This is a genomic window from Eubacterium sp. AF22-8LB, from assembly GCF_003458715.1.
GTDB lineage: Bacteria > Bacillota_I > Bacilli_A > Erysipelotrichales > Erysipelotrichaceae > Holdemanella.
In genome coordinates, this window is the sequence record NZ_QRVI01000001.1 from 93,859 (window position 1) to 117,325 (window position 23,467).

The 23,467-nt window shown below is 31.8% G+C and carries 22 protein-coding genes; 13 read left to right on the forward strand and 9 right to left on the reverse strand.

The features are described 5' to 3' along the window. The first annotated feature begins 27 nt into the window (after positions 1–27). The 3 genes from DWY01_RS00460 to DWY01_RS00470 all read left to right on the forward strand — a co-directional run bounded on the left by DWY01_RS00460 (position 28) and on the right by DWY01_RS00470 (position 4,220). On the forward strand, positions 28–729 hold the full coding sequence (locus tag DWY01_RS00460; RefSeq protein WP_117992387.1) for a response regulator transcription factor: 702 nt from the start codon (positions 28–30) through the stop codon (positions 727–729). After that, positions 726–2,765, forward strand: a complete 2,040-nt coding sequence (locus DWY01_RS00465) for an MFS domain-containing histidine kinase (RefSeq protein ID WP_117992388.1) — start codon at positions 726–728, stop codon at positions 2,763–2,765. Before DWY01_RS00460 ends, DWY01_RS00465 begins: the two co-directional genes overlap by 4 nt. Positions 2,766–2,966: 201 nt before the next feature. Further along, positions 2,967–4,220: a methionine gamma-lyase family protein gene (locus DWY01_RS00470; RefSeq protein WP_117992389.1), complete on the forward strand. Its 1,254-nt coding sequence runs from the start codon at positions 2,967–2,969 to the stop codon at positions 4,218–4,220. On the opposite strand, the gene DWY01_RS00475 is transcribed toward DWY01_RS00470, so the two are convergent. From DWY01_RS00475 to DWY01_RS00495, 5 genes are all read right to left on the reverse strand, one after another. Then, positions 4,197–4,376, reverse strand: a complete 180-nt coding sequence (locus tag DWY01_RS00475) for a hypothetical protein (RefSeq protein WP_117992390.1) — start codon at positions 4,374–4,376, stop codon at positions 4,197–4,199. The genes DWY01_RS00470 and DWY01_RS00475 overlap by 24 nt on opposite strands. A 4-nt stretch (positions 4,377–4,380) precedes the next feature. Continuing rightward, positions 4,381–5,127 carry an SDR family NAD(P)-dependent oxidoreductase gene (locus DWY01_RS00480; RefSeq protein WP_117992391.1) on the reverse strand — a complete coding sequence of 249 codons (747 nt, stop codon included), beginning with the start codon at positions 5,125–5,127 and terminating at the stop codon, positions 4,381–4,383. Positions 5,128–5,147: 20 nt separating this feature from the next. Next, on the reverse strand, positions 5,148–5,705 hold the full coding sequence (gene efp, locus DWY01_RS00485) for an elongation factor P (protein WP_117573532.1): 558 nt from the start codon (positions 5,703–5,705) through the stop codon (positions 5,148–5,150). Positions 5,706–5,794: 89 nt separating this feature from the next. Beyond that, positions 5,795–6,643 carry an NAD(+) diphosphatase gene (nudC, locus tag DWY01_RS00490; RefSeq protein WP_117992392.1) on the reverse strand — a complete coding sequence of 283 codons (849 nt, stop codon included), beginning with the start codon at positions 6,641–6,643 and terminating at the stop codon, positions 5,795–5,797. A gap of 19 nt (positions 6,644–6,662) precedes the next feature. Continuing rightward, on the reverse strand, positions 6,663–8,069 hold the full coding sequence (locus tag DWY01_RS00495) for an MATE family efflux transporter (protein ID WP_371412806.1): 1,407 nt from the start codon (positions 8,067–8,069) through the stop codon (positions 6,663–6,665). Positions 8,070–8,154: 85 nt separating this feature from the next. On the opposite strand from DWY01_RS00495, the gene DWY01_RS00500 reads away from it, so the two are divergent. From DWY01_RS00500 to DWY01_RS11930, 10 genes are all read left to right on the forward strand, one after another. Next, the gene (locus tag DWY01_RS00500; RefSeq protein ID WP_117992394.1) at positions 8,155–8,886 is read left to right on the forward strand and encodes a YwaF family protein; all 732 of its coding nucleotides are present in this window, start codon (positions 8,155–8,157) and stop codon (positions 8,884–8,886) included. Positions 8,887–9,006: 120 nt separating this feature from the next. Continuing rightward, positions 9,007–9,453, forward strand: a complete 447-nt coding sequence (locus DWY01_RS00505) for a substrate-binding domain-containing protein (protein ID WP_199519812.1) — start codon at positions 9,007–9,009, stop codon at positions 9,451–9,453. Between the two features lie 194 nt (positions 9,454–9,647). Continuing rightward, positions 9,648–10,862, forward strand: a complete 1,215-nt coding sequence (locus tag DWY01_RS00510) for an ATP-binding protein (RefSeq protein ID WP_117992395.1) — start codon at positions 9,648–9,650, stop codon at positions 10,860–10,862. Positions 10,863–11,308: 446 nt separating this feature from the next. After that, on the forward strand, positions 11,309–12,577 hold the full coding sequence (locus DWY01_RS00515) for a peptidoglycan bridge formation glycyltransferase FemA/FemB family protein (protein WP_117992396.1): 1,269 nt from the start codon (positions 11,309–11,311) through the stop codon (positions 12,575–12,577). A gap of 310 nt (positions 12,578–12,887) precedes the next feature. Continuing rightward, positions 12,888–13,973: an ABC transporter permease gene (locus tag DWY01_RS00520; RefSeq protein WP_117992397.1), complete on the forward strand. Its 1,086-nt coding sequence runs from the start codon at positions 12,888–12,890 to the stop codon at positions 13,971–13,973. Between the two features lie 12 nt (positions 13,974–13,985). Then, the gene (locus DWY01_RS00525) at positions 13,986–14,621 is read left to right on the forward strand and encodes an ABC transporter ATP-binding protein (protein WP_117992398.1); all 636 of its coding nucleotides are present in this window, start codon (positions 13,986–13,988) and stop codon (positions 14,619–14,621) included. Between the two features lies 1 nt (position 14,622). Then, on the forward strand, positions 14,623–15,987 hold the full coding sequence (locus tag DWY01_RS00530; RefSeq protein WP_117992399.1) for an ABC transporter permease: 1,365 nt from the start codon (positions 14,623–14,625) through the stop codon (positions 15,985–15,987). Beyond that, positions 15,987–16,625 carry a response regulator transcription factor gene (locus DWY01_RS00535; RefSeq protein ID WP_117992400.1) on the forward strand — a complete coding sequence of 213 codons (639 nt, stop codon included), beginning with the start codon at positions 15,987–15,989 and terminating at the stop codon, positions 16,623–16,625. The genes DWY01_RS00530 and DWY01_RS00535 overlap by 1 nt, the downstream gene beginning before the upstream one ends. Further along, positions 16,625–17,893: a HAMP domain-containing sensor histidine kinase gene (locus DWY01_RS00540; protein WP_117992401.1), complete on the forward strand. Its 1,269-nt coding sequence runs from the start codon at positions 16,625–16,627 to the stop codon at positions 17,891–17,893. The genes DWY01_RS00535 and DWY01_RS00540 overlap by 1 nt, the downstream gene beginning before the upstream one ends. An 895-nt stretch (positions 17,894–18,788) precedes the next feature. After that, positions 18,789–19,160, forward strand: a complete 372-nt coding sequence (locus tag DWY01_RS11930) for a CHAP domain-containing protein (RefSeq protein ID WP_199519813.1) — start codon at positions 18,789–18,791, stop codon at positions 19,158–19,160. 224 nt (positions 19,161–19,384) lie between these two features. Here the strand turns inward: DWY01_RS11930 and DWY01_RS00560 are convergent, their stop codons facing one another. From DWY01_RS00560 to DWY01_RS00575, 4 genes are read right to left on the reverse strand one after another with little or no spacing between them, the layout of a single operon-like run. Beyond that, positions 19,385–19,630 carry a hypothetical protein gene (locus DWY01_RS00560; protein WP_117992403.1) on the reverse strand — a complete coding sequence of 82 codons (246 nt, stop codon included), beginning with the start codon at positions 19,628–19,630 and terminating at the stop codon, positions 19,385–19,387. After that, on the reverse strand, positions 19,620–21,965 hold the full coding sequence (locus DWY01_RS00565; RefSeq protein ID WP_117992404.1) for an ATPase: 2,346 nt from the start codon (positions 21,963–21,965) through the stop codon (positions 19,620–19,622). The genes DWY01_RS00560 and DWY01_RS00565 overlap by 11 nt, the downstream gene beginning before the upstream one ends. 26 nt (positions 21,966–21,991) lie before the next feature. Further along, entirely contained in the window at positions 21,992–22,612 is a 621-nt protein-coding gene (locus tag DWY01_RS00570) for a hypothetical protein (RefSeq protein WP_117992405.1), read from the reverse strand. A gap of 4 nt (positions 22,613–22,616) precedes the next feature. Beyond that, on the reverse strand, positions 22,617–23,216 hold the full coding sequence (locus tag DWY01_RS00575) for a hypothetical protein (RefSeq protein ID WP_117992406.1): 600 nt from the start codon (positions 23,214–23,216) through the stop codon (positions 22,617–22,619). Positions 23,217–23,467: the final 251 nt, after the last annotated feature.

Genomic DNA, 23,467 nt, shown 5'->3' on the forward strand with positions numbered 1-23,467 from the left:
ACATTATTAAATTAAAAGGAGAACTTTATGGAACATACAATATTAGTGGTAGAAGATGAACAAGGGATTCGTGAAGCCATTGGAATTTATATGAAGAATCAAGGATACAATGTGATTCTTGCCGCAAACGGAAAAGAAGGCTTAGAAAAGATTGAAACAAACGATATTCATTTAGCCATCGTAGATATTATGATGCCTGTTATGGATGGTATTTCTATGGTGATGGAAGCTCGAAAACAACATGATTTTCCGATTCTATTCTTAAGTGCGAAAAGTGAAGATATCGATAAGATCACAGGTTTAAATATTGGTGCCGATGACTATATCACAAAGCCATTTCAAAGTATGGAACTTGTCGCAAGAGTGCGTTCTCATTTAAGAAGGTACGAACAAATCTTAAATTTAAAGAATGAGACAAAGAACGAAGATGAATATGTGATTGGTGATCTTACATTGAGTAATACGACAAAAAGAGTGACACTCAATTCAAGGGATATTAAATTAACGCCAAAAGAATTTGATATTTTAAAACTATTGATTTCACATCCAGGACAAGTCTTTTCTAGTCAACAAATCTATGAATTAGTATGGAAAGAAGAAGCTATCAACACAGAAACGATCATGGTTCATATTCGTAAGTTACGTGAAAAGATTGAGGCCAATCCTAAAAAGCCTATTTATATCAAGGTGGTATGGGGTCAGGGCTATAAAATGGAGAATATACAATGAAAAAGAAGAATATTTTTTTAACAATATTATGTGCTTTATGCATCATTAGCTCTTGTGTAGTGACAAGCTTTTATCCAAATGTTTCTACGGCTACACCAACAAAGCTTCCTGAAACTTTAGAGCAGAATCTTACAGCTTTTATTATAGCTAAAAAATTGGAACAAGATCCAAAGTATGAATATATTACGTTCGAGAAAGATACACCGGAAGACATTCAGAAGGATATAAAAAAAGGATTAAACTTATCTTTATCTACCGCAAAAAATATTTTTGAGAATGATCCAAACTTCTTTTATACGTGTGATGTAAACAATAAAATCACTTCAAAACAATTTAATGTGAATGTAAAGAAAAAAGATACTAGATATTATGAAACATTAGACTCTAATACTCTAAATGCGACGGATGATATTGTGAATCTTATTAACTATAACAGTGAAAAGTATTATGAATACTGTGGTGGCACATATTATTGTGATGGAGAGCCATTTCCAGGCTATACACTTCATATGCCAAGTGATGTCGTATTAACATTCTATATTCCAGCTGTTTTAAATTATGATAATACAAGTCTAGTTGACTTCTTAGATTTAGATGCCGATCAATATACCTATTTCTTCATGACTTCCTTCTTGATTTGTAGCACTATTATTGCTCTATATGTCTTTCTTAATAAATATACATATGAAAAGGAAGCTTATATCTTTAGACATGTGAATAACTGGTTATTTGAACCTGCATTCCTATTATTTCTAACAATTGATGCACTGCTAGCCAGTGGTACATGTATATTAACTACCTATTCAATTGAGGGAACTTTCTTAAATATCTTGAATCGATATCATATTGAGTTTAGTCAACCTATCGTATATTTTACGAACATTCTTGCGTGGTTCATCACGCTATTCTTTATTGGATTATCTGTATATTGGCTAAAATGTCAATTTACGACATCTATAAGAGATTGGTTCTTCCATAGAACTTTGGTTGGTAAATTTATTCTTTATTTCTCAAATAAAGTAGAAGGAATTATTTCTACCGATTTATCAGATGAAATCCTTAAAAAATATATTATTTTCTCAACTTGTTTGATTGTGATCCTTGCATTTATATCCTTGTTGAACATTCCATTCTTCTCTTTCTTTATCGTTGTTGCAGCCTTAATTGGTATCAGCGTTGTGCTCTATAAGAAAATCAAGAATGTTCAAAATCAATATCAAGATATATTACATATGACAGAAGATCTATCGAGTGGTAATTTTGAAAATATCAAGCCTGCAGATTCTGGATTATTCCAATCTTTAAACAATAATATCTATCAAATTAAGGATGGTTTTGAACAAGCTGTAAAGGAACAAGTACAGTCACAAAATTTAAAGACCGAATTGATTTCAAATGTATCGCATGATTTAAAAACACCATTAACAGGTATTAAAAATTATGTAGAGTTATTAAATGATCCTAGTATTAGTGAGGAAGATAAAAAAGGTTATTTAGAACGATTGAATCAATATACAGATCGTTTAAGCATTCTAATCACAGACTTATTCGAGGTATCTAAAGCCAATAGTGGTAATATTGATTTAGAATATTCTGATATCAACATCATTGAATTTATTGAACAAGTTTGTGCTGAAAACGAAGAGCTTCTACAAGCTAAAAATCTTCAGCTTGTGACAAATCTTCCAGAAAAAGAAATTCATGTATGTTTGGATGGAAATAAGATGTATCGTATTTTTGAAAACTTATTCACGAATATTTCTAAGTATGCACTTGAAAACACACGTGTATTCTTGGATGTGAAAGATATAGGAAATTCAGTTGTGATCACAATGAAAAACACTTCGAAGGCACCGCTTGATTTTGATAGTGATATCACAGAACGTTTTGTGCGTGGCGATAAATCAAGGCATGAAACTGGCAGCGGTCTAGGTCTTGCGATTGTAAAGAGTTTTACCGAAGTACAGAATGGCACGTTTATGATTGAAACGGATGGTGATCTCTTCAAATCGATTCTTAGTTTCCATAAATCCTAAAAATAATTATAAATGAAATAAAGTGGTTAAAAATCCTAGATCAAAGGATTTCAGCCACTTTTTTAGTTTTGTAGTCAGAAAAAGTATAGAAATCCAAAAAATAATGATTAGAAAATTCATTATGTCTTAAACTGTTAATTAATTAGAATACGATACATGAATTCGTGTATAATAGAAGAAGTGGACTTTTGGAGGTTATTTATGATTTTAGAACAAATTGATAAAGACTTATTGAAAATGGCAGAGGAATCGGATGTCGTTTTAAAAGATATTTATAAAAAAATTGATGATGTATGTTTATACAATTCAGATCGTATCTTAGCTGCATTTATTGAGAACCACGTTTCTTATTCTGACTTTGCGGATATCAACGGATATGGTAACTATGATGAAGGTCGTGATAAAATCGAACGTATTTTTGCGACAGTACTCGGATGTGAAGATGCTTTGGTACGCCCTCAGATTATGAGTGGTACAAACGCTTTATACTTAACTTTATCTGCCCTATTAAAACATGGAGATACAATGATTTCCATTTCTGGTGCTCCTTATGATTCTTTGCAGGAGATGATTGGTTTATGTGGTGATTCTACACAATCCTTAAAAGCCAATGGTGTAAAGTATGAACAAATTGATTTAGTAAATGATGATTTTGATGATGATAAGATTGTTGAGCGTTTAAAAGAAAACAATGTAAAATTAGTGGAAATCCAAAGATCTAGAGGATATGCTCACCGTTTATCATTAACCATTTCAAAGCTTGAGCGTATCATCAAAAAGATTCGTGAAGTAAGCAAAGACGTTATTATCATGGTGGATAACTGCTATGGTGAACTTGTTGAAAAATTAGAACCAGGACATATTGGTGCTGATGTTGTGGTTGGATCTTTAATGAAAAACTTAGGTGGAGGAATTGCCTCTACTGGAGGATATGTAGCTGGTAATAAAGAATGGATCAATATGGTAGCTGAACGCTTAACGGCTCCTGGAATTGGTAAGGATTTGGGTGCAAACTTTAACTTAAACAACTCTTTCTTTAAAGGGATCTTCATGGCACCAAATGCTGTTAAGAGTGCTTTAAAGACAGCCGTTTTTACAGCCTATATGTTAGAAAAATTAGGTTATAAAAACGTATCTCCTGCTTATAATGATGAAAGAACGGATATCATTCAAACTTTAGAACTGGGTTCAAAAGAAAATCTTGTTAGCTTTACACAAGGCATTCAATCCACAAGTCCAATTGATTCATTTGTTCGTGTTATGGCTGCTCCAATGCCAGGCTATCCATTTGATGAAGTTATGGCTGCCGGAAGCTTTACACAAGGAAGTACCATTGAATTAAGTGCGGATGCTCCAGTCGTTGAACCCTATACTTTATATATGCAGGGTGGATTAACATTAGAATATGGAAAACTTTCTATTCTCCTTGCCCTAACAAATATGAAAAACAACTAAGATGCCAAGTGCATCTTTTTTCGTTTCAAACGATTGTTGAATCGTTGCATTATTTTGTGCAACGATAGTAGAATCGTCGCAAATTGATTCAAACGATACTTCAATCAATAAAGAATAAAAGTGGTCAACCCCCTTTAAATATAGGGATTTAACCACTTTTTTAACAGCTACCCATCTGTCCACCATCAATACGAATGATAGAATTGTTGATGAAGTTAGCTTCATCACTAATTAGAAAACGAACAAGATATGCCACTTCTTCTGGCTTTCCATAACGTTTCACCATGATTTTTTCTGTTTCTTCCTTTAAGAACTCTTCGTCATAGCCATCTAGTTCATTATCGGTTCCAATAAATCCGGGTGCAACACAATTCACATTGATATATGGTCCAAATTCAGCCGCAAGATTGTGTGTCATTGAAATCAAGGCTGCTTTTGAAGCATCATAATCGATACACATTGGATAATATGTGTTAATTCCATTGGTACTTGATATATTGATGATTCTTCCATATTCTTGATCCAACATGTGTTTATAGACTCTTTTACTACAGTTAAAAGCACCTACTACATTGACATCTAATGTTCTTTTAAATTCTTCGGCATTTTTTAAATGAAACAAATTAGAAAGATCTACAGCCGCATTATTAATTAATATATCTACGCCACCCATCTTCTCTTCAATTTCACTAACCATAATATTTACTTGATCTACATCCGATACATCAGCACATATAGTTAGGCAGTGAACATGATATTGAGATTCAATTTTTTCTTTTAATTCTTTGGCAGGCTGTTTCGAAGTTAAATAGTTAATGACAATATCATAACCATGCTTTGCGAGTTCCAATGCGATTGCACTTCCAATGCCACGAGCACCACCAGTAATTAAGACAACTTTATTCATAGTTAAAAAAAGAAGAGCGATTAAGCTCTTCCTGCATATTTTCCATCTGTTGAGAATACAACGATTTTTTCACCTGGTTCGATGAATTGTGGAACTCTTAATGTTAATCCAGTATCTGTTGTTGCATCTTTAGTTTGGTTAGATGGTGCACCTTTGATTGCTGGATCTGTTTCAGCTACTGTCAATTCAACTTTTTCTGGAACAGAAACAGATAATAATTCTCCTTCGAAGAACATCAAAGATACTTCAGCACCTTCAACAATGAAATATTTGTTGAAGTCAACTTGTTCAGCTGTTAATTCATAAGTATCGTATGTTTCTAAATCCATGAAGTAATATGTAGAATCTGCTTCATATGAGAATTGAGCTGCTTTTTTAGAAATGTTAGCTTGTTCAAATTTAGTTGAAGCATTGAAGTTTCTTTCTTGTGTATTACCTGTTTTTAAGTTTTTCATCTTAGTTTTTAAGATAGCCGCACCTTTACCAGGCTTAACATGTTGGAAATCTAATACTACCCAAGGATCACCATCAACGATTAAAGTTAATCCTGTTTTAAAATCACCTGCAGAAATTGCCATAATTTTTCACTCCTATTTTCTATAAATTTTTTTTACACGCTTTATTGTACCATATCCTCATCATTTTTAGAAGAATGAGTGTGATACTTTCACTCTACTTTATTCTCTTTAAATAATTTCATCATTTCATTCGTTAAACTAAATTCACCTGGTTGAAGAATAATTTCATCTCTTTGAACCCAATCTGCATATTTCAATTCATTCGTGTCCATGTTAATTTCATCATTTCCCTTCACATTACAGAAGAACCCTAACAAAATATCATTGGCGCTTCCCCAAGGCTGTGATTTGTAGTAACGAATATTATTCACTTTGATTCCAGCCTCTTCCATAACTTCACGTTTTACCGTTTCTTCTACGGTTTCACCAATTTCAGTAAAACCTGCAATCAAAGCATTATACTTAAATCCCGTACGATATTTTGTCAGCAACAACTTATCCCCGTTGATTACACCCACAATAACAGCTGGCATAATTCTTGGATACACTGTATTATGACACTCTGGGCAAACCATAGCTCTTTCCTTTGTTGAATGCACCATTTTATGTCCACATCTTCCACAGAATTTAGTATCTCGATACCAATCTGCCAAATGCTTCCCAGTGATTGCCGCAAATAAATTGTCTTTTGGGCCAATCCCTTCAATACGCAAACTTCTCTCTTCAACATAACCATATCCTGATGGAATCTGATTGTCTTCTAATCGCATATCACATAAGAAATATTTCGTACTATCAATTGAAAACAAATAACGATACTCTACATTTTCAACTTGTATATCACTTACTTTAGGAAAAACAACTTCCTTATTCTCAAAACAATTTAAATGAATTAAAATCTTTCCATTCACAACACACAACAATACATCCTTTTGTGTTGCCTGTATATTGGGATCAAATTCATTGTGTAATTTATGTGGATAAATATCTTGTACCATTTTTTCTACCTCGCGGATATCATTCTATCACATTTTTATTTTCCATTCTCTTTAATTCTGGCATGATTGTTACTAACATTGTTACGAAACAAAGAGTTCCACCAATCACATTCGATACAGGTTCAGCCAAGAATACACCATCTGTTCCCATATGAAGGTAGAGTGGCATAATATATGTAAGTGGCACGACAATAATGACTTTTCTTAGTATAGAGAAGAAGATGGCTTGTTTCTTTTTATTTAATGACTTAAATACATTTTGACCAATATACTGCAAATCCATGAATATGAAGGCCGCAAAATATTGTTTCAAAGCTGGCACTGTATTCCTTATTAATACAGGATCGGAACTAAAGACTTGAATCAATATATGTGGAATCAAAATAATAAAACTCCAAACTATAGCGGTATAGCCAAAGACAAGAATAGATATTACACAGATTGCCTTACGAATACGACTTGCTCTTCTAGCACCATAGTTGTAGCTTAAAACAGGAGAAGAACCATCATTGATCGCATGAATCGGTGTTTCCACTAATTGCCTTACACTTGAAATGATGGTCATCACCGAAATATAAATATCTCCTCCTGTAACAGATAATACGTTGTTGCAACAAATTGAAACCAAACTGTTTGTGAGTTGCATGATAAAACTACTGCTTCCTAAGCTAACAATATTTTGCGCATACCTTTTACAAACGATCCATTCCTCTTTTTTAAGTAATCTTACTTTTAATTCCGAACGATTCTTTAAAAACCAATACACAAATATAGCTGAAACACATTGAGAAATAACAGTTGCGATGGCAGCACCTTGAATGCCAAGTCCAAATAAGAAAATGAATATAGGATCTAACACTAAATTCATAATGGCACCAATCAAAACTGAACACATACCTGCTGTTGAATAGCCTTGTGCATTGATAAATGGATTCATCCCCAAAGTAAGCATGGAAGGTAGTGTTCCTATTAGATAAATCATCATATATGGATAGGCATATTTCATGGCTGATGAGGATGTTCCAAATAAGGTTAATATAGGCTTCAACAAAGGATAAAGAACAATCATTAAAACAATCGAGCACAATACTAACATCGTGAAGGATGTATTCATGACTAAGTTTGCCTTTGTACTATTCTTTTCTCCACGACTAATGGAGAATAATGGAGCTCCTCCACTGCCAAATAGATTTGCGAATGCATTTATTATCACAATTAAAGGAAAACATAAGCCAATAGCTCCTAATGCATATGTTCCAATATTTGGAATACGAGCAATATAAATACGATCCACAACGTTATATAACAAACTCATAATTTGTGCCACCAACAAAGGTAAAGCAGCATTTATAATATTTTTTGTCACTGTATCATTTTCAAAATCAATCCGTTTCATAAAAACCTCACTAACGACTAAGTATATCACTTAATTTAAGATAAGTTTAAGAATTTTATCATTGTTTACTTATGCTTTGAATGGTATAATCTGTGAACTACAAGGGAGAGAGCATATGTTTACTACAAAACATTTTATATGGATAGGAATTTGTATTCTATTTATCCTAATTATGAATCACTATGCGAAAAAAGAAGATTTCACGCTACAAAACGCTTGTTACTTCTTTATGTTTATATGTTTATTGAGCGAAGTCACAAAAATGATGTCAGATATGATTCCAAGTACACATGGGGGAATGCATTTAAATCCACAATCCCTTCCATTCCATATCTGCAGTATATTATTGTTTATTGCGGCCTACATTACTTTTGGAAAAGATGGCCCATTGAAACAAAAAATGATCAACTTCTTTGCGGTTGTTGGTACTTGCGGAGGAATCGCGGCTATCTTGATCCCAACGTATGGCGTTGAGTTTAACGTAGCCAATGTATATCAATGCTTCATGTACCATGCAGCACTTACATGGTTTTCTTTATATTTGATTCGTTTCAAACATGCAAACCTAGGTATGCAGGCATTTAAAGACAATTTAGTCGTGTTATTTGCGTTATTGATTTTTAACCTATATATGAATTCTATTTTGTCGGTCTATGATACAAACTTTATGTTTATTGTAAGACCACCATTAGAAGGACTTCCATTCCTTAACCTAAGTCATGGATACTATATCTATTTATTTAGAATCATCATGCTTGGAGTGATTGGACTTAGCCTATTCCATTTACCATTCATAGTAAAAGAAAGAAAAAGCTGTGAGACAGAAAGTGATTTTAACATCGCTTAGTCCACAGCTTTTCTTATACCAAGAAAAGCCTCCATTTTATGTAGGAGGCCTATATTATGAATCAATAATTGAATCCATATTAAATGTAGGAACTCACCTCATTGATGATGGATATGATGAATTCATTATGATTACAGCAGATCCACTACACATTTAGAGCGTACAACTGACTATCTGCACGCTTTAGAAACAAAAGGAAAAGAATGCAAAACCCACGTTGTAGCCGATGATGTAACAAGTGATACATTACGTGATTTACTATATAATGAATTGCGTTTTGGTGTTCGCACTCTAATCTTTGTAGCCAATTGCTTCTTATTACCACGTGTCTATTTGACATTAAAAGATTACCGTAACCTAATGCCAGATACAATTGGATTAATTGGCTTTGACAATACAGAATGGACTAACTTCTCAAGTCCAACTGTAACAACGATCGTACAGCCAGCCTATGATGAAGGCTATCAAGCTGCATCGATCTTAATTGATTCATTAAAAGGAACCAATGAACAGATTCCAAATCAAATCTTAAAGTGTTCTATAAACTGGAATAAATCAACCAAATAACACAATTAGAGATTTAAAATGATACCCATATTTTCTTATGTTTTTTTCTATCATCAAGAATTAAATTCGTATCTTTAATTTTTCGTTAGTTTTTACATTTTATCAGTTATATCTGATAAAATTATATTTTTTATACTAATTATCAGTTATAAACGTGATATACTATAGTTAACTACAAAAGGAGGCTTTAAATTATGATCAAACGTGAACTATATATGAGTCGTATCCGTCCATTCATAGGAACAGACTTAATCAAAGTCATAACTGGTATTCGTCGTTGCGGAAAGTCCGTCATGTTAAAGCTAATTCAACAAGAGCTCACGGAGTCTGGTATCAGTCCAAAACAATTTATCTCTATCAATTTTGAAGATATGAACTACTCCCACTTACAAACTGCACAAGCACTGCATGATGAAATCCTTGCAAAAGCCTCAGAAATGGAAGGCAAAGTTTATCTATTCTTTGATGAAATACAAGAAGTCAAGGACTGGGAAAAGTGTATCAACTCTTTTCGCGTATCATTAGATTGTGATATTTACATCACAGGCTCAAACGCAAATCTACTATCTAGTGAACTAGCAACTTATTTGGGTGGTCGATATGTAGAATTTGTGATATATCCATTTTCTTTTAAAGAGTTCATGGAACTATATCGTTCGATTACTCCTGACGCATCCATTCAGCAATGTTTTCAAAAATACCTTATTGTCGGAGGTATGCCTTACCTTTCAAACATTCGTTATGCAGAGGCTCCGTCTAAACAATATCTTCAAGATTTATTTAACTCTGTCCAGCTCAAAGACATCATGAAACGAAATAAAATTCGCGATGTTGATTTATTAGAACGAATCATTGCCTATGTGATTGCGAATGTGGGAACAACTTTTTCTGCATCCTCACTCGCAAAGTTTTTAAAAAACGAAAAGCGAACTGTATCTCCAGAAACGATTTTGAACTATATCAAGTACTGTTGTGAAGCTTATTTATTCTATCAAGTGAAACGAGAAGATTTGCAAGGTAAGCAAATTCTTTCTTCTAATGAAAAATATTATATTGCCGATCACGGTATCCGTGAGGCTATTTTCGGTGGTAATATGCGAGATATCAATCTTATTTTAGAAAATATCGTATATCTAGAATTATTGCGCCGGGGATTTGATGTAACTGTAGGAAGAAATGGCAATAAAGAAATAGATTTTGTATGCAACAAACAAGGCGAAAAAATATATGTTCAAGTCACTTATCTATTGGCATCCCAAGAAACAATTGATCGTGAATTTGGTGCTTATGATCGTATTAAAGATAATTTTCCAAAGTACGTTGTTTCTCTTGATGAGTTTAACATGAGCCAAAATGGCATCAAGCATCGAAACATACGTGATTTCCTACTAACAAATGAATGGAACTAAACACAAATCTAACTTTTAAAAGGTCTCAGTCAAATGTTGTCCGAGCCTAATCTCATCTACAAACCATTTTGGGGTATATGCCGCCCCTTAAATTCTTGGAGGGCAAATTCACCTAACCCCATCCATATTTATTGCGCCATTATAATATGAATCTTACGTCATAGAATACTCAGCCTAAGCCTTTGACTATGCCCTTAGCGGTCCATTTGCGAACTTGTTGTCACTTAGTTTCCACCAACCTAAGCTCTCTTTAGACACATTTTTTCGTTTGATCTCCGCTTCATCGGTTTTGTTGGGATTATAGTAATACAAATGAAAACGTTTTTAACCAATTTTACATTTTTACAATCTCATCGACAAATTATTAGATGAATTCTTTTCTAGTATAAAGTTGTTGTTCATACGAATAAAATGATATAATCTGATAGGTTGTGAGGTGTGTGAATATGTTATTTAAAGAAATAACTGAAACTGAATTTAAAACATTTTCTAAAGAATGGCCAGACAACAACTTCTGGCAAACTACAAATATGGCGCACATGAGAGAAAGAAGAGGTTGTACAACTTCTTATGTTGGAATTATGGACAACGACAAGCTAATTGCAGCTAGCATGTTGTCATTTGTTCCAGTTTTCTCTTCTTATACTTTCTGTCAGATTTTAAGAGGCCCATTATTAGATTATTCAAACTTAGATTTATTTACTTTCTTCCATGAAAATCTAGTTCAATTCTGTAAAAAGAAAAAATGTCTATATTTCCATATGGACCCTTATTTAATGTATAAAGAAAGAGATATTCATGGTGATATCGTAGAGGGTGGAATCGATAATTCTCCTATCTTTGATCACATTATGTCACTTGGGTATACACATGAAGGATTTACGCGTGGAATTGACAATGATAGAGAGCCTAGATGGATTTATACGATTGATACGGAAAATATCACAAAAGAAGAATTGTTAAAAAAGATGGAGCGTAAAGCTATGCGTTCGGTTCAACATGTTCAAAAGTACAATATTCAAGTTCATGAAATTGATGGCGATCATTTAAAGGTATATGAAGATATCATTCGTGATACATCTTCTCGTCGTGGCTTTGAATTTAGAAGTGATGATTACTATAAAAATGTATATGAATGTTTTCATGATGATGGGTATGCTCAATTCTTGTATGCTGACATGGATATGAATGACTATATCAAGAGCTTAGAGATTGATTTAAAGAAAAATCAAGATATTGTAGATCAATCGGCAAAGCGATTAGAGCAGCAAGAAAGTCCTAAGATCCGTAGAAAAATGGATTTAGCAAATGAGCGAATTCAGGGTATCAACAAAAAAATTGATCATGCACATGAAATCATTAAGGAGGATGGAGAAAAGATCATTTTAACTGCTGGCTTATTCTTCACATATGGACAAGAAGTATTATGTTTAATGAGTGGTGTATATGAAAAATATATGCAATTCTGCTCTCCATACGCTCTTCACTGGCACATGTTGAAGCATTGTATTGATAATGGATTCAAGCGCTATAATCTTTATGGTATTAGTGGAATCTTTGATGAAAGTGCTCCAGACTATGGTGTTTACTTATTCAAAAAAGGCTTCAATGGAAATGTCATTGAATTAATGGGTGACTTCGAATATGTTGTGGATTCAAAGATGTATAATGTTTATCAAACATTAAGAAAGATCAAGCATACAATCAAAAAATAGCTCGAACAAAGAATCAGTCTAATCACTGATTCTTTTTATTTAACTACATTATTTTATTTGGCGCTTACGATATTACTTAAAAAGTAAAGATGATTAATAAGATTAGGTAAGAAGAAGTTAGCCCAGACCCATCGGATTAAACTAGTGTCTTTACATCAGATAAATTCAGAGGAACTACTTTTTCCAGTAGTCTTTCTGTATCTGTATTATAGGTATTAATTTGGGCTTAATTTTTTAAAATTCATAACTTCATTTCATACACATTTCATAAATGATTGCTAATATAGTGTCGGATAAGGAGTTGGTTGTTTTGATACATAATGCTTATGCATATATCACAAGAAAAAAAGTAAGAACGGGTATCTTGTTTTTGATACTTATGGTTATTCTAATCAGTCTTTATGGATGTTTGAGTATACTTTCATACAACGCACAATTAGAACGGTCTTTATATTCTGCAAGTCATAGTTCGATTGTAGTACAAAAAAAGGATGGTTCTGAATTTGAACATACATCTTTTGAAAATTCTGTGTATGAATATGAATTTGTTTCTAAATTAAAAGAAGCTAAGGCTGTTTCTATTAAGCAGGGTGTAACACTGGATTCTTTGCCTGAAGAATATAAGAATGTGGTTTCAGTAGTTGGAACTAATAACACTTCAAAAAATGTTTTATTTCGTAGTGGCGTGTTTACTTTAACTTCCGGAAAAAATATTGATTCTAAGGATAGAAACTCTATTCTTATTCATTCGGATTTAGCTAAGAAGAATCATTTAAAAGTAGGGGATACAATAGTTTTAAATTCTCGTACTTATACCATTAAAGGCATCTTTGTAGGTAAGAAACATGAAACCTATACAGGTTTATCTTCCGATTTAAGTGAGAATACTATGTTTGTGGATTATAATTCTTTGGATACTAAGATGGTTACTAAATTGACTATAGATTCAAATCGTTTAAAACAAGTTCAATCCTTATATCCTTCAAGTGAATATATTGTGTCTAAAGATACGAAAGCCTATGAAGTGGCATTAGAATCAGTACAAAGTGTAAAACACATGATTCAAATTCTATCTTGTTTCATCATTGTGTGTGGACTTGTTGTCTTATCTTTAGTCTTAGTTCTATGGCTAAGAGATCGCATCCATGAAATTGGTATCTTGTTGTCTATAGGTAAAAGTAAGGTGGAAATCATTATCCAATTTATATTCGAACTTGTATTTATATCTATTCCATCAGGAATCATTCTATGTGCTTATAGTGTAATCAAACATAATGCGTTATGCTTCATATTAAGTTATGGCTTGCTGATGAGTATTATTATCGTTTCTGTACTAATTGCGAGTCTTATGATCATGATCAAAAAGCCAAGGGAAATATTATCAAAATTGAGTTAGGAGAAATAAATAATGAGTATATTAGAAATAAAAGATGTAACGTATGGTTACACAAAATTAGAACATATTTTATTTGAAGTGAATCAAAACTTTGAGTGCGGTAAATTTTATGCGATTATTGGAAAATCAGGAGCTGGTAAATCAACCTTATTATCTTTATTAGCTGGACTTGATGAGCCAGACTCTGGTGAAATTTTATTTGAAGGAGAAGATATTTCAAAAACGGGATATACAAATCATCGTAAGAATCATATTTGTCTTGTGTTTCAAAATTACAATTTGATTGATTATTTAACACCATTAGAAAATGTACGCTTAGTCAATTCTAAAGCTTCGCCTTCCATTCTTTTAGATTTAGGACTTGAACAATCCCAAATCAATCGTAGTGTAATGAAACTATCGGGAGGACAGCAACAAAGAGTTGCGATTGCCCGTGCCCTTACAAGCAGTGCACCTATTATCTTGGCAGATGAGCCAACGGGAAATCTAGATAGCGATACGGCTAGTGAAATTATTGATATCTTAAAGGCCCGTGCTAAAGAAAGAAATAAGTGTGTGATTGTAGTGACACATAGTAAAGAGGTAGCGGATGCTGCTGATGTTGTATATGAATTAAAAGATAAAAAGTTAAAGAAGAGGGGGAAATAGAATGTTTAAAAATGCATTTAAATATGTAACTCGAAAAAGTGTGAAGTCAATGATTCTATTTCTTGTTGTTCTAATTATGTCAAGCCTTTGTTTAGTCGGACTATCTATTAAAGATGCAACAAACAAAGCGTCCAATACATCATTAGGCTCGATTACCAATAGTTTTACAATGGAAATTAATCGTCAAGTCAATTTTGGCACACCTAGAGGTGCGGGCAATGTTAAGGGGAAGGACATTGAAAAGATTTGTGCTTCTAAAGACATTGACTCGTACGTGAAAAGAATCAATAGTGTAGCTGACTTAGTCAATCATGATATTGTTTTAACTTCGAATGAAAATAAAGAGCGTCTTTCTAAGTTTAAATCAACAGTGATGCTTACTGGAGTAAATGAATCAAAAAAAGAAACAAAGTTTGTATCGCAAGCCTATAAATTGGTCGAAGGCAAACATTTAAATAATAAAGATAAACATCAAATCTTGATGCATAAAGATTTAGCTAAAAAGAATCATTTAAAAGTTGGAGACAAGCTTTCTCTACGCTCAAATATCTATGATGCAGATAACGAAAAGGGTGCGGATGAAACAGTAGAAGTAACTATTAAGGGTTTATTTGATGGTCATAATCAAGGTGGTGTTACAGCTGCACAAGAATTATATGAAAACAATCTAATCACGGATTTGGATACGGCTGCCAAAGTCTATGGCAATACACCAAAAACTGCTGTATATCAAGATGCCACATTCTTTGTGAAAGGAAATAAAGATTTGGATCAAGTTATTAAAAATCTAGGAAAATTAGATATCAACTGGAATGAGTATGTATTGGTAAAAAGTACATCCAATTATCCGGCTCTACAAAAATCAATAAGTGGTATGTATAGTATCGCAAATAAAATGTTTATTGGATCTTTGATCTTTGCGGGTATCGTTGTTACTTTATTGTTGCTCATGTGGATGAATGCACGAAGAAAAGAAATCGCAATTTTAATGGCTTTAGGCATTTCTAAAACGAAGATTTTTATTCAGTTTGTTCTAGAACTATGTATGGTAACCATTCCTGCCTATATTTTTGCGTACTTTATCGCTAGTAAAACAGCATCAGGTCTAGGCACAAAAGCATTGAATCAAGTAAGCACTAGTGTTGCCAAACAAATCGCAAAAGAATCTGCCTCAAATCAACTTGGCGGTGGAGCTGAAGTGGATGGTTTTAATAAGATGTTGACGCATATTGATGCTACTGTTGAACCAAAATATATGGTGTATGTTATTATATTTATGTCAATTGTAATGTTAGTCGCACTTATTGTGGCTACAACACACTTGTTAAACAAGAACTGTAAAGAATTAATGAATGAGGAAGAATGATGAAAATATTGGTAGTGGAAGATGATACACTGATTCGCGAAGGATTAAGTGAATTTCTATCGGAGTCTGGATATAGTATTATCCAGGCAAAAGATGGTAAAGAGGCATTGGAAAAGTTTAATACAGATATTCATTTGGTGATATTGGATATTCAAATTCCATATATCAATGGATTGGATGTGTTAAAAGAAATTCGTAAAAAAAGTGATTTGCCCGTTTTAATCTTAACGGCTTTCAGCAATGAAGAATTCAAAATTGATGCCTATACAAACTTGGCTGATGGCTATATTGAAAAACCATTTTCACTACCCGTATTAAAAGCTCGTATTGACGCGCTTCTTCAGAAACAGGATATTTTTGCATATAAAAATGTTTGTGTGAACTTCAAAAGCTATACGGCTAAAATAGATGGTAAAACGATTGATATTAATGCCAAAGAACTAGAGATATTAAAATATCTTTTAGATAATGCAGGGATTGCCTTAACTAGAGCACAAATATTAGATCATGTTTGGAAAGATAGTGAAGAAGTTCCTTATGATCGAGTTATTGATGTATATATTAAAGAATTGCGTAAAAAACTAGGCTTAGATTGCATTACGACCATTCGTAATGTGGGCTATAAATTGGAGAAATAATGAAAAACTTAAAGATATTTCCTAAAATATGCATACAAACATTCAGTGTCATCGCTATTATTGTCTTATTTATCCATCTCTTTGTATATTTAATTTTTCCAAGAACCTATTTGGATGTAAGAAAAGAAGAAATCTATACTAAGGCCAATGAAATTACAGAAAACTTAAATGGCAAATCTGAAGACTATATTGAACAAGCTTTAGATTTCTATTCCAACACTAATGAAATCAAAGCGTTTATTAAAAAGAATACTTCATCAAATGAAGTAGAAATCAAGAATGATTTAAATGTCGATTTAAAGAGTTCTAATAACTCTTTAATTATTGAGGAAAGACAATTAAAGCTAGATACAGGAAAGACCATTCACCTCCAATTTGTTTCAACGGCAGACATGCAAAGCCAAGCCAAAAATCTAAGTTTACAATTTCTTCCTTACTCATTAATCATATCCCTATGCTTTTCGGCCATTGTCTCTTTGGTGTATGCCAAATCCATTAAAAATTATGTGGTTGAAATCAAGAGTGTAACCGATCAAATGATGGCATTAGATAAGAAGGCTCATCTAGAAATTGATTCGAATGATGAGATTGGTCAATTGAAGGCACAAATTAATGATTTGTATGAAACACTTCTTGATTCCATTTCCCATCTAGAATTGAAAAATAAAGAGATTCTAAGATTAGAGAAAATAAAATACGATTTCTTTAAAGGGGCCAGCCACGAATTAAAAACGCCTTTGGCAAGTCTTAAAATTATCTTAGAAAATATGAAATACAATGTGGGTAAATATAAAAATAGAGATTTTTATATTGATGACTGCATTGATTTAGTCGATCACTTAACGAAGAATATCCAACAAATTTTATCGGTATATTCCATTGAAAATCTAAAAGACGATGAAGAAATTGTTTGTATAAAGAATGAATTAAGTCGTGTACTTCAAAAATATGATGTATTGATTCACCAGAAGGAATTAAGAATTCAAAATGATGTAAAAGATGAAACAATGTATATTGGTAAGACGGCTCTAAATATAATTTTATCCAACTTAATTAGTAATGCGATCAACTATACGCATGAAAAGGGTATGATTCAAATTGGAATAAAACAAGACTATTTCTATATTCAAAACAAACTAGATCCAACCCAACCAAAAGGAAATGGTCTAGGATTATATATTGTTCGTAATCTATTAGATAACTATAAAATGAAATATGAAGCGATTGAAGGAGAAGACTTTATCTTCAAGATTCAATTTAAGCAATAGGTCTTTTAAATTTGTTGGATTTCTTTTATTACATTAATTTAAATTCTATACACCTGAATTGAATACAGGCAATCAGCACCTTTATCATTCCAATCAATATCCTCTTCATCATCAAACCAGAACAATTTCTCAATTACACTAAAACATTGTTCTTAAGTTAAATTCTTTTGTTTCAATCTATTGAATATTCCATGGTGGCGGAGCCCCCCCAATCCATGAAAATAGAGCCACCCTATCCATTTGTACAGAGCCATGCAGTCCATTGCTCAGAGCCACTAAATCTACGAAGAGAGTCACTTCAAACAAATCGTCTTATTCACATTCACTGATGGTTGTTAATAAGAATTCATCTAAAATTAATAGATCAACTTTGGAAAGTTTCTTCATATATTTTTTGTAATGCCCTTGCATCTTTGCTACTTCAATTTTCTGAAACAAGTCTGGCTGAATATTACGTATGGGCAAGTCCATCTAATACGAAAAAAAAGTCTAGTCGATACGGTGACTAAGTCCATTGAATCCGTTGTATAAGTCCACACTGCATTGTAGATATAAAATATTATCCTCCAGTTGTAAGATATTAACAGGTAAGTAAGTATACTTATCTAGTCTTGCAATCAGGTGTATAAATGGCTCTGATTAATGGATTAGGTGGCTCTCAGTGTGTGGAATACTCATCTATCTTCATTAAATTCAAAATACATCATCATAAGCGATACTCCTTCTTAAGATAATTCTATTTTATCATGGATCAGCCGACTTATATTTGAACAAGAGAAATAATAAAATGAGTACCTTTTACGTACCTCAAGGCATCAAAAAAACTAGAGTATGCTTTATATAAAGCACTTCTAGCATTTATTCTTTATTCGAACTCGATTTTGTGTGCTTTTAAATCCATGCTACATATACATTATATGGCCAATGCACATGGTTTGCTTGGGGAAGATTTTATGAGTTATATGGCTATGATCCTGGCTTTACTGGAAATGGATGGGATTGTGTAGATGAACTACTAAAAGCACATCCAAATAAATTTGAAAGATCCACTATTCCCAAAGCTGGAGCAGTATTTTCTGGTATTGGTAAAAACCATGTTGGTATTGTTTTAAAAGTAGATGGCAACAACATTACAATTCAAGATGGGAACTATGATGGCATTACCAATACGTTTGAAGATGCAAAAAAGGACTGGCAAACAAACACCTACACTCTTGACTACTATAGATCAAGAATGGGAGGTATTGTATTCGCTAATTCAAAATAAAAGGTGGAGGTGAAATCATCATTTCCACTTGTTTGCATTTTGATGTTGTTCAACAACATTCTTTGCCTCTTCTTCTGTACAATACAATTTACTTTCACGAACTCATGTTCCAGAAGTACCACAATTACCATCTGAAAATCGTATAAAGTCCACCAGCATTACGTATTACAGTAGCTTTCTTGATAAAGACAGAAGAGGATACAAAGTAAACAACATCTCCTTCATTAAATCGTTTTTTCATCTCTTTGTATATAATCATCATCTAATTGAGCTTGTTTACAAATTTTCTCATACATTTCATTGATTTTTTCTTGATCTTCTTCCTCAATATTATCAAATATAATTTGAGGCTTCTCATTAATAAACAGTTTTTTTATTAATTCAATATAATCAAAATCCATTAACGTACCATCATCATTTTCAAATTTAGTAACTATATCTTTATCTTCTTTAAAAACTCTAATTTTCATTGGATTCACCTTCTCTAAATGATTTTAAATTGTATTTTTTTACACGTTTTTTCACTGATGCTTTGCCACCATCTGTAATTTCTGCAATGCTATCTATATTTTTTTTGCCATCGATAGAATCTTCCATCGCACCAGAACGGATTAGAATTTTGCCATTTATATTTTTGCAAAGAATAATATTCTGAGCGTCTGCTAACATAGGAATAGTTGCATTATGGGAAATTATCAGTAATTGTTTTTTTTCTTTACACTTTTTTATAGCATTGACTAAATCACCATTAATGTAACTTGTCGCAAGATTATCTTCTGGTTGATCAATGAAAACTGGCGCGTTATCTTTCGAATAACCTAAAATCAAATCTAGTAATACTGCAGTTTTCCAACCTGGACTTAATGAGTCAAAATTCTTATTATCCTTGGTTGTAATTACATATTTTCTTTTGTTTTCTTTTTGAATCTTTTTATAAATTGAAGATGCAATATTTTTTTTCTTTCTTCCATCTATTTTACTGGTAAAAAGTGATTCTGGTTTCATTTCTGATAAATGAATGATTTTGTTATTGGATGAAAGTACAGAATTAATCGCATCCAAAATAATTGTTTCATTCAAAATAAAATTGCTTTCAATAGACAGTATATGTCCATTTGATTTGATTGGATCAGAAATATATCTAAATGAAAATTGTTTGATTTTCTGTAATGATTTTTCGAATAAAATATAGTTTTTCTTATAATCTGAAATAAGCGCTAATAATTGCTCAAATTCTTTTTTCTTACTAGCCGCATCGGTTTTTTCTTGACTTTCCTGTTTATCGAACTGGTCTTTATACATTCTTATAGTTTCAATAACATTATTTGATTTCTTTTCTTTTTTCTTTGCTAATATCAATTCTTCACGAATATTTTTTATTGATTGTTTAATCTTATAGTAATCGATAAACGGATTAGTTTCAGCTATTCTCAAAATTTGTTCAAATTGTTCGTCCCATGACTGCAAATCAACTTCATCAATAATTGTAATGTTTTGAACATTTTGACTAGGCATCCAAATATCAAAATAATTTGTTTTCAAATCTGATTTTGAAAGAAATCTAGGAAAGTGTTTTATGTTTCTTATATTTTTCTCGGTTAATTCAATATTTGAAACAGCATTAAATAAATCGTTTATTGTATCTTCTAGTTTTTTTAATTCTGAATTTGCTTTTTTATCAAGATTGTCTTTTGACAAAAATGTATTACGGATAATATCGATATTTTCTATACCTTCTTCACTATTTTCATCAATTAATTTAATTATATAATTTTGATTTATATAATGGGGTGTATTGCCAGCTGGATTATCAACTTTTATTAAATCTACATGAAATTTTTGATATGTATTATCTTGAGTAAAACTATTATTTATAGAATTATATATTGAGTCCATTAGCAATGTTTTACCACTAGAAGAGCCACCTATTATTACATTTAATCCAGGTGTTAAGTCAATATCAATATCTATTAGTTCGTTTTTCAATTCAACATGCTTGATATAATCTGCAATAAATTTTGGTTGCATTTTTTGATAATACAGACGTGTTTTTTCTGATAAAGCTAATCTTAATCCTTGAAATGTCGGCTTTGAGTTAATCCATGTAGGTAAAAAATCTTCAGTATTGCCATTTTTGGAAGCAGGATACTTATTCGGATCATAATTATCAGTACATGTTATTAAATTGATAAAACTACTAATTCCTAATTTTTTAAAATAACTTTCTGTTTCTTCGACACCTTCATTACTTCTTGAGGTAAAACCATCAAATTGATTATAATAAATATTTCTTTCTAATGCTGTATCAAAACTGATATCTTTATCTCGTGGAAATGATTTGTCAAAAGTACAATGTGACTGTCCTCCATGAGGCAACATTAAATAATCATATTTATCAAATGACTTAGAGATTTCTTCTAAACTAGGTATATAATCATTACCTGTAACCATACATTTATTTTTGTATAATGTCTTAAGAATGCCGTTTATTGAATCAATGTTTTCTAGAATGCAATCTCGAGATATATCGAAATAAATATGGCAATGGTATGGTTTGCATTCCGGATAATTTCTTACATGCAATTCCACACCCAATAATACATTAATATCACTGCTATTTATTAATTTTGTATAGGCATTTTTGTTAACCACATTATGATCCGTTAATGAAATCAATATATCTGTGCATTCAACTCCACTATATGTTTTTATATGTTTAATTAAGGTATCTACATCATAATTCGAATTTAACTTGTCAGCATTTTCAGATGTATGGATATGTAAATCTGTATATATTGCATTCACGTGAAATCCTCCTTCCAGTGCGAAAACTATTTTAGCTTGTCAGCTTGTTCTATTTGAACTTGATCAACTTTAGAATAAAAATTATTTGTATAATTATAAATACATTTGTTTATAGATGCTATTTCTTTTTCTTCATTATTGAATGATAAACCTACTCCAACAATACCATTTTCTTCTAATAAGATTGCCCAATCTAAAATTTTGTTTCTTACAGCACATAAAATTCTGTTTAATTCAGATTTTGATGTCTGCATACAATACTTTGTTTGACCATTACAACTTTTATTTAGAAATTGTGTAACTATGCCGTTAAGTGTTAGTGATATATTTCCATCGCTATTTTTGTAAGCATCTGATATAGATGCAATTGATGTACCTATTGGCATAGTGGATAATATATCTTTAAATTCTCCATTCATAATTACTGGCACCCAACCATGATATGGATTCCAACCGTAAATTTCTCCATGAATCATTCTATAATCGGGGACCTTACTTTTATATCCATTCTGTTCTTCTAATATCCATTTCTTAAAATCTTCTAAATTTAGTTTTCTAGCTACTAAAAAAGCTTTTCTTAATAGTGTTTCAATATCAATAGAGTCATCTAATGCATCCTTTTGAAGTTGTATAACAATTCCTTCCATATGTTTACACCAAGGATTGAATAGCTTGTATAACCCCAGCAGCTATTAGGCTACCACTTGCATTAACAAATACTTCTTTTATAAAATGCAGAATTTCTTTTGATTTTGAAATATTATCTTCTTGATTGCTTTGTTGTAGCTCGCTAATTTGATTTCTGATTAAATCAGCATTTTTTTGACCAATATCTTTTTCTAAAATAGAATCATATTCTTTTAATTTTAAAATTAAATCATCTATCTTCCTGGTATATTCTAAATTATTATTAGTTACAACTTGATTAGAATTAGAAGAGTTTTGTTGGATTTGAGCATTAGTTACTGTTCCATAGAAGTTATTTGTGAATATATTTTTTGATGAGTCATCATAAAGCTTTTTCTTATTAAAATATGTTTGCCAGTTAGATAATATTTCAATATGGTAGGGGATATTGTCAGCCCAATAGACTTTTATTAAGTTTGCATCTACTAATTCCTTAAATAAAGTTCTTAATGCAATATCTTCAGAAGAATTAAGGGTTTCAAAACGTTTTTCCCAATAAGCGTTTTTATTGATATTGTTAATTATTTCCTGAAATAATTCCTCTGCTTTTTCCGAAATCATCATAATATCTCATCTCCTATTTTCAAAAAATTTTTTTTACAATCATATGGCCTAATTTGAATTCCTGTTTGAATTAAACAGTAGTTATCACTCGGAAGAGAAAGTTATAACGTAAACATTATTGTTTACTATATATACGCAAATTACACTATTTATATACAATTAACATGTATTATATATCTTTACTATTTTTATTGGTATCATTTTGGTAGCAGCTAGATACCTACAAGCAAATTTAAATATGTTTTAAATTA

Excerpts from the sequence above, each read along its gene's own strand:
- DWY01_RS00465 (WP_117992388.1), top strand. The coding sequence starts at position 726 with ATGAAAAAGAAGAATATTTTTTTAACAATATTATGTGCTTTATGCATC.
- DWY01_RS00570 (WP_117992405.1), bottom strand. The coding sequence starts at position 22,612 with ATGGAAGGAATTGTTATACAACTTCAAAAGGATGCATTAGATGACTCT.
- DWY01_RS00515 (WP_117992396.1), top strand. The coding sequence starts at position 11,309 with ATGTTATTTAAAGAAATAACTGAAACTGAATTTAAAACATTTTCTAAA.
- DWY01_RS00530 (WP_117992399.1), top strand. The coding sequence starts at position 14,623 with ATGTTTAAAAATGCATTTAAATATGTAACTCGAAAAAGTGTGAAGTCA.
- DWY01_RS00535 (WP_117992400.1), top strand. The coding sequence starts at position 15,987 with ATGAAAATATTGGTAGTGGAAGATGATACACTGATTCGCGAAGGATTA.
- DWY01_RS00560 (WP_117992403.1), bottom strand. The coding sequence starts at position 19,630 with ATGAAAATTAGAGTTTTTAAAGAAGATAAAGATATAGTTACTAAATTT.
- DWY01_RS00460 (WP_117992387.1), top strand. The coding sequence starts at position 28 with ATGGAACATACAATATTAGTGGTAGAAGATGAACAAGGGATTCGTGAA.
- nudC (WP_117992392.1), bottom strand. The coding sequence starts at position 6,643 with ATGGTACAAGATATTTATCCACATAAATTACACAATGAATTTGATCCC.
- DWY01_RS00510 (WP_117992395.1), top strand. The coding sequence starts at position 9,648 with ATGATCAAACGTGAACTATATATGAGTCGTATCCGTCCATTCATAGGA.
- DWY01_RS00540 (WP_117992401.1), top strand. The coding sequence starts at position 16,625 with ATGAAAAACTTAAAGATATTTCCTAAAATATGCATACAAACATTCAGT.
- DWY01_RS00575 (WP_117992406.1), bottom strand. The coding sequence starts at position 23,216 with ATGATGATTTCGGAAAAAGCAGAGGAATTATTTCAGGAAATAATTAAC.
- DWY01_RS00470 (WP_117992389.1), top strand. The coding sequence starts at position 2,967 with ATGATTTTAGAACAAATTGATAAAGACTTATTGAAAATGGCAGAGGAA.
- DWY01_RS00480 (WP_117992391.1), bottom strand. The coding sequence starts at position 5,127 with ATGAATAAAGTTGTCTTAATTACTGGTGGTGCTCGTGGCATTGGAAGT.
- DWY01_RS00525 (WP_117992398.1), top strand. The coding sequence starts at position 13,986 with ATGAGTATATTAGAAATAAAAGATGTAACGTATGGTTACACAAAATTA.
- efp (WP_117573532.1), bottom strand. The coding sequence starts at position 5,705 with ATGGCAATTTCTGCAGGTGATTTTAAAACAGGATTAACTTTAATCGTT.
- DWY01_RS00500 (WP_117992394.1), top strand. The coding sequence starts at position 8,155 with ATGTTTACTACAAAACATTTTATATGGATAGGAATTTGTATTCTATTT.